This window comes from Helicobacter valdiviensis (genome assembly GCF_003245365.1).
Lineage (GTDB): Bacteria > Campylobacterota > Campylobacteria > Campylobacterales > Helicobacteraceae > Helicobacter_D > Helicobacter_D valdiviensis.
In genome coordinates this window covers 67,428-77,165 of sequence record NZ_NBIU01000007.1, presented here as the reverse complement: position 1 = coordinate 77,165, position 9,738 = coordinate 67,428, and the positions used below count along the sequence as shown (strand labels likewise).

Genomic DNA, 9,738 nt, shown 5'->3' with positions numbered 1-9,738 from the left:
GGGGGGGGGGGGCATTTAGCTTCTAATGGAAAAACCTATCATTACAAAAAAGAATTTTTGCTAGTGAGTGGAACTCCATTTGTGAATAGTCTTTTTGATGGTGTAAGAGAGTTTTTTATAGAGATGGAAACTTATACGCAACAAAATGTTAGTTTTCCAAGAACTACGAGCTTTATTTATTTATTAGATAATTCAAACCCATCATATAGCCCTCTTAGGTTTCCTTTAAACACTCCTACAAAATTAATTGCCACAAATATTGGCATAAATAAAAATATTTTAGAAGTCCCCAAAACAAAAGAAACTTTAACCTTAAAATATAGATATGGTCTTTTTTCGACTGCAATATCGCATTTTTATAATGTTAATATTGCGAATCGCTATAATATATTTACAAGTCCTAGTTTAGTTTCCCAAATTTCTATGTATTGGAATTAGCACAACTTGTAGGGATACTTTAATTTTATGCTATAATTTTAATGCTTTAAGCTTTGTTTTTATTGTCTTTTAGAAGATATAAAAAGGAGCTAGTATGGAATTAATAATTCTATTTATAATTTCTTTAATAGTTCTCATTCTAGTTTCAAAAAGAAACTAGAAAAATACTTCATATAAATTCAATAAGATTCTAGTTAATACCTGCTTAACTTAGACTTAAAGCATTTTAAAAAATTCTTCTAAAGGCAAAGAGCAAAGCTCCCCGCAAGCGTAGCGTAGTGGGACGGGGGCTTTAGGTGGGTCAAGGGAGCGGATCTTCCTTGTCACAAAGAGGGGCTTTGCTCCTCTGCGAAGTTAAAATAAGCAGGTTAGAATCTTTTCTTTTTGCCTTTTTTAATCTTTCTTAACCCTTAAATTTAATTTCTTTTTGTTCTAAAATGTTCTAAATTTCTCATAAAAGGCTAAAAAATGGATTTAGAAAAAAGCTATTTAAAAACAATTTTAAAAAGCAATGAGCGTTTTATTTTAACCGATGATTTTAGATTTTATTTTCTGCAAGAATTGGAAGAGGAAATCTTAGTGCCTTTGCTAGAAAGTGGAATTTTAAAAAGAGACAAAAATACTCCCCCCTTTATTGAAGTGCCAAAAAATTTCATAACAGATTTTGGGAGCGTTCCTCTCATCTTTCAAAACATTATAAGCCCCGTAGGAAAACCCACAAAAGCTTATGTTTTGCATGATTTTCTTTGCGTTCTTTCTAAAAAAGGCAAAATAGATAGAAAAATAGCGGATTTATTGCTAAAAGAGGCTTGTTTAGCTCTTGGCGTTTCTAAGCTTAAAAGTTTTGTGATTTATTATGCAGTGAGATTTTTTGTAAAAATTAGATATTTTGGAAAGTAAATTCGCATTCAAGACATCTAGTGGCAGATTTAAAAAATTTTGAAAGGCACGGACACAAAGTCCGCTAACCTTCCCAAATTTTTTTAAAAGCTACCGCTATATACCGCAACTGCTAGAATTTTTACAAATCCAAAAAACAAGAGAAACACAAAAATTCTAGTAGTTGCTGGTGAGCTTTATAAGTTTTTTGGATTTTTTAGGAAGTTAGCATACTTAGCGTATGTGCTTCTTAAAAAATCCAAAATCTTTTAAATGTTATCACAAATGCGAATTTATTTTAAGGAGAGATTATGAATTTTGGATTATCCACAATTATTTTCAAAGCGGAGTAAATAACGCTATTAAAAGCACAACTAGCCCACTTTCTTGGAGTAATTTTGGGATTATTGATGATACTCTTACAAAAAGCTCGCAACTTGCAAATAATGGCTTTAATTTTGGAGATTTTTTGGGTTCTAGTGCCTTTTCAAACTCTCTAAGTGCCTTTGGTGCTGCTAGCTCCATTCTTGGTGGGATTAGTGGATATAAAAATGCTAAAAAAGCACTAGGAGAGCAAAAAAGAATGAATGATTTATTAGAAAATCAATACAACATAGAAAATAAGCGTTATAATGAGCTAAAATCAGAAAGGGATGCCGCTACAAAAGAGATTAGAGACGCTGCAAAACTCTATAAGCTACCCACAGAGCGTGAGTAATGAGAGAGCTAAACTATCCATACAATCCAAACAAAGCAACTTATAAAAATGCTTTTGGACAAATTTTAGGAGAATTAGAGCTTAAAAAAGGACTTAATAAACTCCCCCTCACGCAAGATGGAGAATATTATGAAGATAGCTTTAAAAATGTCTTTTTTGTGTATAAAGGAGAGGGGATTTTGGATTTTAGCGATGCAAAGAAAGCATATGACTTTAGCACACTCCCCTTTTTAGTGCTAGATTATGCACTTTTAAACAAAGAGAATTTAGAAGATCGCCTTATAAAAGAATTTTTAGAAGTTTATGAGATAAATATTAATAAAGGCTTTGTATATTTAGCACCTACAAACTTTTTAGAACTGGATTTAAAACTAACACAAGGAGAAGAATAATGCCACTACCCCCCATTAACACAGGAAACCAAACTTTAGGACTTTTAGCACATAACATAAAAACCACAGATTATAACGCCCCAAGCAATGCACTCTTAGGCGGATTTAACAATGCACTAGCATTTTTACAAAACCAAAACAATAAAATCAAAGCAGACAAACAGCAAGAATTCCAAAATAATTTTTTACTAAAAGAGCAAGAGGATAGAAAAAACTATCAAGACAAAACAATCTCTTTGCAAGAACAAAGCCTAAAAGATAGAAAAGATTATCAAGATAAATCCATCTCTTTACAAGAAGAGAGCCTAAAAGAAGCTAAGAGTAACAACCAAAGAAATTACCAACTAGGCATTTATGGACTTGATATAAAAAATAAAACTTTAAATCTACAAGAGCAAATCGCAAAACCAAAAATAGAACAAGAAAATTATAGAAATAAATTATTAGGTGTTTATAATGGTTATAAAATACCCACTACACGAACAAATACGCCACAAGATAACGCCAAATTAATAGAAAGCCATTTAAGCACCACACCCCCTAAAGATCCTCTTTTAAAAATTAGAGAGAAACTAGATAATGGAGAACCTTTAACACTAAAAGAACAAGCTACTGCGGATTTTGTGAATTATGATACAAGCTCTAAAGACATTGCTTTAAAAAATGCCAACCAAAGTAAAACGATTGATACTTTAAGTAATGCTTCTACTCTCTTGGATAATTCAAAAGAAATTTTAAAAGGAAAACTTAAAAATAGTGGTTGGGGGAATGGATTTTTAAGAGGACTTCATAAATGGTCTTTTGGTCTTTCTCCACTTGGTAGAGAAAATTCAGACTTTAGAACAAGAGATAATGCCAACGCACTACAAATAGGGATGTTTTTAACAGGTTCTAATCAATTAAGCAATTCAAAAATAGATATGTATAAGATAGTTATGGAACTTTTGCAAGAAATAATGAAGAGGCAATCTCTGCACTTATTCCTGCATATGAAAATATTTTAAATACAATGAAAAATCAGTTAGAAGCTGCAAAAATTAAAGGTATTGATTCTAAAAAAATATCTTATTTCCAAGACAAATACGAAAAAAATCTAAAATTCCTAGAGTCTTTAAAAGAAGTAAGAGATAGTGGAAATCTAACTTATGAAAACCTACTAAAAAAAGAAGGCTTAATAAAAAGCAACAAAGAAAGCAAAATAGAAATTATCAAATAAATATTATTTATAAATTTAAGATAAAAGAGCCACTCTTTTATCTTAAATGACTTATACTAATAATTGAAATCAAACCATATTCTTTATCTTTTATTACCGCACAATTTCCTGCCCTATAAGATTCTCCTTCTTCGTTTTCTTCTACAAGATGATATTTTTTATTTTTTAAAAATTTTCTAAAATTATCCCCTTTTGAAAGAGGAGAACTAAGTATAACAATAGCAATTAATCTATTATCTTTAAAAGAAATAAGCATAAAACTCCTATTCGCTCTAGTTAAAAACAAAGCATCTGGGTCGTCCTTACTTTTTATAAAGTTTTTATCTGGTCCTACTGGATTCATTATAAGAAGCTTTTTTTCAACACTTTTTAGCTCTTCCCCCAAGTAAATATTATAGCCATCTGGTAAGCATTCTTTTTCTATTTTTATAAGTGGAAGATTCACTTCTCTCTCTGATGGTTTCATAATCGTTACAAAATTTTCAGCATTATTTACTGCAAAAGTGCAAAAGACATTTTCATAAACTTCAACATCATCTATTGTTTCTACAAGAGAATACCCATTGTTTATTAAAAAATCACTTTGGGCTGGTTCTTTTAATAGATTAGAGTCTTTTTCTCGCACTGCTTCTATTCTGCCATTTTTGACAAACAACCTTATATCTTTATATAGATGATATTCTTCATATTTTTTACCATCTTCTTGTATGATTTTTATCAACCCTTGCCCTTTTAACTTTTTTATATTATCATCAAGTTTAAAATCCATTTCACTGGGCAAACATTTATCATAAATTCCCGCAAAAGCCAAACCAATTCCAAGCAAAAGCAATAAAAAATATTTTCTCATCTCTCTTGCCTTTGTGAAGTTACATAAATACAAAGTTGTGTATATTTTGTCAAAAGTTCTCTAATTTCTTCTCTTTGTTTAGCGTTTTCTTGCTGTAATTCTCTAATTTCTCTTGATAAAGCTCTTTGCTCTTTGCTTTTAGTATAAAATGCACTAGCTATCAATAAAACAATAAGAATTAATACAAAAAAGAATTCTAAATACATCTTAAACTCCCTTAAATTATTTTTGCAAGCTCTATAGAAAGCTGTGTATATTTTTCTAAAAGTTCTCTAATCTCTTCTCTTTGTTTAGCGTTTTCTTTTTCTAGTAAGGCTATCTCTCTTTGCCTATATTTTCTCCCAAAAATAAATCCCACAAAAACAAAAGGACTTAAAACAACTACAAATAAAAAAATTGCACCAAGAGTATCCATAACACATCCCTTAAATTAAATTATGATTTATTTTAATAGGATTAACTTAAAAAAGTTTTATTTTTTAGCAAAATGGCTTTAAAAGGGTTGTTTTGTGTCCTTTCTACCCTTTTATTTTAAAGCTTTCGTTTTGCTTGGAGGAATTGTTTGGTTGTCTTTATTTGCAAAATGTAAAATTTTAGCTATAATTTGCCTATAACAAAAAAAGGGAAGAAATGCCACCGCTTGATAGAAAGAAAGCAGAACTTGAAGAATTAAAAACTTATAGAAATTTTGCATTGACTTCATTACTAGCGTTAATAGCATTTATTTTCACCAAAATGAATGAAACTAGTTTTATGGTTCTAGTTTTAAGTCTTTTTGCTATTGGTTTTCTTGGTATTAGCGTAGTTATACTACAAGTAAAAATATTTAAACTGATTAGAGAAATAGGAGAGCTTTAAAATGGAAATCTTAGCAGTATCTGCCATTGTAATTGGAATGATTAGCTTTTTAACTGCTATTGCCATAGTGATTAAAAGCGTTTAAGTTGAAATATAGCCTAGCATTGCAATAAGGAGTAATTGACAAAGCTTACAAGAAGGTGTCAATTAAAAAAGTTAGAATAATAGGAATACATTGTGCTACATTTGCATTAATAGCTTTTTGTCCTTTCTATTATGGCAATAAAGGTATTTGAAAAAGCCTAATAGTATGCTTTTGTTTATGGTTCTTTTAACATTTCTAAAAGTTCCCTATCGCTTAGCTCTTCTAAACTTGCAGTATTTTCCTCTTTAATCATGGGTGCTTTACCATAAAGGGCATTTTGCATCTCAAGTAGCATTTTTTGGTATTTCTCCGCACATGCAATCACCATAGGGTCGGCTTTATGCTCTACTCTTAAATTTACCATTTTCATTAGCTCATTTTTTGCTATCATAGCACTAAGTGCTAGATTTTTTTGGATAAAGTTTGCACTCATAGCCCCTAGTAGAAGTTCTTCTGTGCTACTTTCAAGCATATTGTTTAAAATTATAGAATCAATTTTATAGGCTTCATCGCCTAGATTTTGTTTAATTTGGGATTTTATCTCCTCTCCTTTTTGTGTTAAAATCGTGCCAAATTCTCTTTTTATAAGCTCTCCTTTTAAGCTATTTGTGCTTTTTTGTATTGCACTTCCTGCCTCCCAACCTTCTTTTTCTATCCAAGACATAAGTGTTCTATAATTTATGTTAAAAAGCTCTGCTACAGCTTTTGGGCTTTGGGTATGGGTTAGATAATAAATTTTAATTTCTTGTTTGTTTTTTATCATTACAATCCTTTTAGCTTCACTTTTTGTTTTTAAACAATCCTAGCTAAAACTTTTTTGCTTTTAAAGGGTTATTTCTTAACCCTTAAAAGTAGTTTTTAAAAATGCCAAAATTCCTTTTAAGATTTAACACTTGCTTTTAGTCTTTTCTCCTTCTTTCTCTAAAGCAAGTGTTGGTCTTATTCTGTTTTATTCTTGCAAAATGATTATTTGTAAGAATAAAGTGGATTTTATTAAACAAGGATTTTAAATGCAACAAAACGAACTACCAAAACTTAGCGAACTCTTAGAAGAACCCGCTTTTGTTAAACAAATCCAAAATACGCTACTTTTAGCACAAGATATTTACCAAACCTTCCTTTTTTTAAAAGGCAAGTATGATACACAAACACAAGAAAATGAGAATCTCACTAAAGAATTTAAAGAAATCCTTTTAACTTGTAAAAATCTTGAAGAGAGTATCACTAAAAAAGAAAAGGATATTGCCTATAAGCAAGAGGCTATCAAAAAAACCTATGAAGAATCTATAAGCATTTTAGAAGATTTAGACTCTAAAATAGAGCAAGAACTCTCCTCCCAACAACTTTTAAAAAAAGATTTAGAAAATATCAAAGATGAGATTTTAACTTACAAAGAAGAAGTGAGCTTTTTATTAAATTCCCTAAAAGAATATGAAGAAAATATCAAAGCATTAAGAGCTTTAATGGATGAGAATAAAACTTTAAAAGAGGATTTGCAAGAAGAACTTATACAAAAAGCAAAAGAGCTAAGAGAAAATCTTTTAAACTTGCAAAATGAGTTTAAAGAAGCCCTAGAAATCCATAAATTTGTCTCAAGAGATGAGTTTTTAAAAATTCAAGAATTAATCCCTAATAAACCTGTTTTAGAGAATCCAAAAAGAGATGAGTTAGAAGAAGAAATCACACAAAGCAATTCTACTTTAAAACAACTAGAAGAGAGCATAAAAAACTTACAAGAAGAACAAAGCTCCCTAAAAGCTAAAGAAGAGCTAGAAGAACTCAAAAAAGTTTTTGAAGCTTTGGAAGATAAAGAGAGCGAGGAGGCTTTAAATTTAAAAATACAAATCGCACAAAAAGAATTAGAAGCCCTAGAAGAACAAAGAAGATTAGATGAGATACAAAAAGAATTAGAAGCTTTACAAGAGCAAAAAACACAATTACAAACCCATCTAGATTCTAAAAATGAAGAGTTGCAAAAAATCTACGATGAAGATAACAAGACTACACTAACTCCAACATCGCCAAAGGATTTAACCACTAAATTTTATGTAGATAGCCAAGATGAGTTATTAAAAGCCTTAATTTCTGAAATTTTACACGATGCAGTTTTTAAAGATGGAGAACAAGAAATACAAGGCATTAAGCGTTTTTCTACCCTTTATGCACAAGAACTTTTTACAAAAAACAATCAATTAGGAAATGAAAATATTTTTAATGCTAGTTCTCACACCTTTATAGGTAAAGTAAATTTAGAAAATGCTGACTTTAGCAAAGGGGTTAATTTTTTAGAAGTTGCAAACTTTAAAAAGCCTCCAAAATTTGAAGGCACAATAACTTTTCCAAACATCATAACAACCGCCCATACAAAAACCACTACACTAGAAGCACTAAGCACAGCAACCCTAAGAGCTGCACTAAATGCTTATGGTATCAATCAATTTTTTAACGATAGCTATTTTAAAAAGAATGCTAATTTTGCAATCAATCCAACCTGCAACACAAACCCTACAGCCGATACACATCTAGCAAGAAAGCTTTATGTAGATTATAAGGGAGGGCATAGAAGTTTAGGAAACCAAACTGCTCCTAAAATTGACTTTAGGCAAAGTGTTAATTTCCATATTAATATGACTGGCAGAGGAAGTATTGGGGTAGCACACTGGGGAGGGCTTGGCAAGTCTGGAGTGATTGCTGTGGATAATTCACAAAATATTGTGAGTTTTCTAGCTCCTTTTTATTTTAGAATAGCACCTGGTAGCATGAGCGGTAGAAGCTTTTTTGCCTATTATTGTTATGCAACTTCTCAAATTTTGTTAGCTAGAATTTAAGGCAAAAGTATGCTAGAAGCCTATAAACAAACTCTTATAAAACTAAGAGAAAAAGAAGAAGAAATAAGAAATATTGATAACATTTTAGCAAATTCTAAAGAGTATCAAGACTATGAGCTTTGTGAGTATTTTTTAAAAAAATATCCCATTGCTAAAGCTACAAGTGGTGCGAGCGGTAGTGTGGATACTGGAAGAATTTTAGATTTTTATTGCTTAGGTGGCTATCTTTATGGTAATTACATTACAGTTGCAGTTTTAAGGTCACTAGTGCCTTATACTTTTCCTTATAAAAACCAAAACTACACAAGCATTCCAAGCTCAACAGGTGCTAGTAATAGTGCTTTAAATGCTCTTGCATATTGGGCGAGTAGTGATAATAGCAAATGGATAGCTTATTTAGATTTTATTAAAACAAGAAGCCCAAAACAAATTTATCTGCATGATGAAGAAGAATACAAAAAAAATCCAAATCTTAGACTTTTGCCAAAAAATCCAAAGTTTGAAGAGTTTATAAAACTAGAGCAACTCCCTAGCTTTTATGAAAATGCAAAAAAGCTTAAAAAAGAAGCAAAACTCTTAGAGTTAAACCAAGAAGCACAAACCTTAGCTAATCTTGCAAAAAGCCAATTAGAAGAGATTAAAAACCAAGCAATTTTTACAAAAGAAGAGCTAGAAAAAATTACACAAGAGCTAGAAAGCACAAAAATTCTCATCACGCAATTAGAAGAAGAAACAAAGTTTATCCAAGAAAATATCACAAATACAGAAGCTAAAGCAAAAGAGCTAGAGGAGCAAAAATCCATACTCTTACAAAAAGAAGATAAAAGAGAGGAGTTAAGAGCATCTTTAGAAAGACTAAACTTGCAAACAAAAGAATTAAAAGAAGAGATAGATAAAATCCTTTTAGAAGATGAAGAACTTCTAAGTGCTAAAGAAGAACAAACACAAAATAAAGAAAACTTGCAAAATACTCTCCTACAAAAACAAGAAGAAAAAAGAGCCAAAGAAAAGGAACTTTTAGCTTTATTAGATTCTATTAAAATTTTAAATGAAAAAATAGAAAGTTTAAACTATAAAGATCTAATAGATAAATTACTACTTTTACAAAACAAGCATGACAATTTAGAAAATATTTTAATGCTTGATGTAGAAGAGATTTTTAACAAAGTTAAAGATTTAAGAATAAGCATAAGAGAAAAAACTTTTAAAATCTTTGCTTTAAGAAATAAAAAAAGCATTCTTTTATCTTTAAAAGAAAAAGAAGAAATATTGACAAAACAACTACAAAACCTAAGCTTTAAAGATGAATTAGAAGAAAGCAAAATCGCACAAAATATTCTCTATCTAAAAGAACAAATCAAACAAAAAATACAACACCAACTAACCTTAAGCGATGAACTTTGCAAAAGTTTAGGGTTAGAAGGAATTTTAGAACAAAAATTAAAAGATTTAACTTTAAATACGAAAGGATAAA

The 9,738-nt window shown here is 30.2% G+C and carries 13 protein-coding genes; 9 read left to right on the top strand and 4 right to left on the bottom strand.

Going from position 1 to position 9,738, the window contains the following annotated elements; genetic code table 11:
- The 6 genes from B6S12_RS11040 to B6S12_RS03985 all read left to right on the top strand — a co-directional run.
- Positions 1 to 438: hypothetical protein (locus tag B6S12_RS11040; protein WP_181450946.1), on the top strand; the 438-nt coding region annotated here is incomplete at its 5' end.
- Positions 439 to 906: 468 nt separating this feature from the next.
- Positions 907 to 1,338, top strand: a complete 432-nt coding sequence (locus B6S12_RS04005; protein WP_111229523.1) for a DUF1353 domain-containing protein — start codon at positions 907 to 909, stop codon at positions 1,336 to 1,338.
- Between the two features lie 220 nt (positions 1,339 to 1,558).
- Positions 1,559 to 2,035 (top strand): hypothetical protein, encoded by a 477-nt coding sequence (locus B6S12_RS04000; RefSeq protein ID WP_111229522.1) that lies wholly within the window; start codon positions 1,559 to 1,561, stop codon positions 2,033 to 2,035.
- Entirely contained in the window at positions 2,035 to 2,427 is a 393-nt protein-coding gene (locus tag B6S12_RS03995; protein WP_111229521.1) for a hypothetical protein, read from the top strand. Before B6S12_RS04000 ends, B6S12_RS03995 begins: the two co-directional genes overlap by 1 nt.
- The gene (locus tag B6S12_RS03990) at positions 2,427 to 3,431 is read left to right on the top strand and encodes a hypothetical protein (protein ID WP_111229520.1); all 1,005 of its coding nucleotides are present in this window, start codon (positions 2,427 to 2,429) and stop codon (positions 3,429 to 3,431) included. Before B6S12_RS03995 ends, B6S12_RS03990 begins: the two co-directional genes overlap by 1 nt.
- 5 nt (positions 3,432 to 3,436) lie before the next feature.
- Complete coding sequence (locus B6S12_RS03985) at positions 3,437 to 3,643, top strand: hypothetical protein (RefSeq protein ID WP_111229519.1); 207 nt, start codon at positions 3,437 to 3,439, stop codon at positions 3,641 to 3,643.
- A gap of 37 nt (positions 3,644 to 3,680) precedes the next feature.
- On the opposite strand, the gene B6S12_RS03980 is transcribed toward B6S12_RS03985, so the two are convergent.
- The 3 genes from B6S12_RS03980 to B6S12_RS03970 are packed head-to-tail and all read right to left on the bottom strand — an operon-like array spanning position 3,681 to position 4,908.
- Positions 3,681 to 4,493: a hypothetical protein gene (locus tag B6S12_RS03980; protein WP_111229518.1), complete on the bottom strand. Its 813-nt coding sequence runs from the start codon at positions 4,491 to 4,493 to the stop codon at positions 3,681 to 3,683.
- Positions 4,490 to 4,699, bottom strand: a complete 210-nt coding sequence (locus B6S12_RS03975) for a hypothetical protein (protein ID WP_111229517.1) — start codon at positions 4,697 to 4,699, stop codon at positions 4,490 to 4,492. Before B6S12_RS03975 ends, B6S12_RS03980 begins: the two co-directional genes overlap by 4 nt.
- A gap of 11 nt (positions 4,700 to 4,710) precedes the next feature.
- Complete coding sequence (locus B6S12_RS03970; protein WP_111229516.1) at positions 4,711 to 4,908, bottom strand: hypothetical protein; 198 nt, start codon at positions 4,906 to 4,908, stop codon at positions 4,711 to 4,713.
- 215 nt (positions 4,909 to 5,123) lie between these two features.
- Between B6S12_RS03970 and B6S12_RS03965 the strand changes: the two genes are divergently transcribed.
- Entirely contained in the window at positions 5,124 to 5,351 is a 228-nt protein-coding gene (locus tag B6S12_RS03965; RefSeq protein WP_111229515.1) for a hypothetical protein, read from the top strand.
- Positions 5,352 to 5,611: 260 nt separating this feature from the next.
- On the opposite strand, the gene B6S12_RS03960 is transcribed toward B6S12_RS03965, so the two are convergent.
- The gene (locus B6S12_RS03960; RefSeq protein ID WP_111229514.1) at positions 5,612 to 6,199 is read right to left on the bottom strand and encodes a helix-turn-helix domain-containing protein; all 588 of its coding nucleotides are present in this window, start codon (positions 6,197 to 6,199) and stop codon (positions 5,612 to 5,614) included.
- A gap of 247 nt (positions 6,200 to 6,446) precedes the next feature.
- On the opposite strand from B6S12_RS03960, the gene B6S12_RS03955 reads away from it, so the two are divergent.
- Entirely contained in the window at positions 6,447 to 8,264 is a 1,818-nt protein-coding gene (locus B6S12_RS03955; RefSeq protein ID WP_111229513.1) for a hypothetical protein, read from the top strand.
- Between the two features lie 9 nt (positions 8,265 to 8,273).
- The gene (locus B6S12_RS03950; protein WP_111229512.1) at positions 8,274 to 9,737 is read left to right on the top strand and encodes a coiled-coil domain-containing protein; all 1,464 of its coding nucleotides are present in this window, start codon (positions 8,274 to 8,276) and stop codon (positions 9,735 to 9,737) included.
- Position 9,738 lies beyond the last annotated feature (1 nt).

Excerpts from the sequence above, each read along its gene's own strand:
- B6S12_RS04005 (WP_111229523.1), top strand. The coding sequence starts at position 907 with ATGGATTTAGAAAAAAGCTATTTAAAAACAATTTTAAAAAGCAATGAG.
- B6S12_RS04000 (WP_111229522.1), top strand. The coding sequence starts at position 1,559 with ATGTGCTTCTTAAAAAATCCAAAATCTTTTAAATGTTATCACAAATGC.
- B6S12_RS03995 (WP_111229521.1), top strand. The coding sequence starts at position 2,035 with ATGAGAGAGCTAAACTATCCATACAATCCAAACAAAGCAACTTATAAA.
- B6S12_RS03990 (WP_111229520.1), top strand. The coding sequence starts at position 2,427 with ATGCCACTACCCCCCATTAACACAGGAAACCAAACTTTAGGACTTTTA.
- B6S12_RS03985 (WP_111229519.1), top strand. The coding sequence starts at position 3,437 with ATGAAAAATCAGTTAGAAGCTGCAAAAATTAAAGGTATTGATTCTAAA.
- B6S12_RS03980 (WP_111229518.1), bottom strand. The coding sequence starts at position 4,493 with ATGAGAAAATATTTTTTATTGCTTTTGCTTGGAATTGGTTTGGCTTTT.
- B6S12_RS03975 (WP_111229517.1), bottom strand. The coding sequence starts at position 4,699 with ATGTATTTAGAATTCTTTTTTGTATTAATTCTTATTGTTTTATTGATA.
- B6S12_RS03970 (WP_111229516.1), bottom strand. The coding sequence starts at position 4,908 with ATGGATACTCTTGGTGCAATTTTTTTATTTGTAGTTGTTTTAAGTCCT.
- B6S12_RS03965 (WP_111229515.1), top strand. The coding sequence starts at position 5,124 with ATGCCACCGCTTGATAGAAAGAAAGCAGAACTTGAAGAATTAAAAACT.
- B6S12_RS03960 (WP_111229514.1), bottom strand. The coding sequence starts at position 6,199 with ATGATAAAAAACAAACAAGAAATTAAAATTTATTATCTAACCCATACC.
- B6S12_RS03955 (WP_111229513.1), top strand. The coding sequence starts at position 6,447 with ATGCAACAAAACGAACTACCAAAACTTAGCGAACTCTTAGAAGAACCC.
- B6S12_RS03950 (WP_111229512.1), top strand. The coding sequence starts at position 8,274 with ATGCTAGAAGCCTATAAACAAACTCTTATAAAACTAAGAGAAAAAGAA.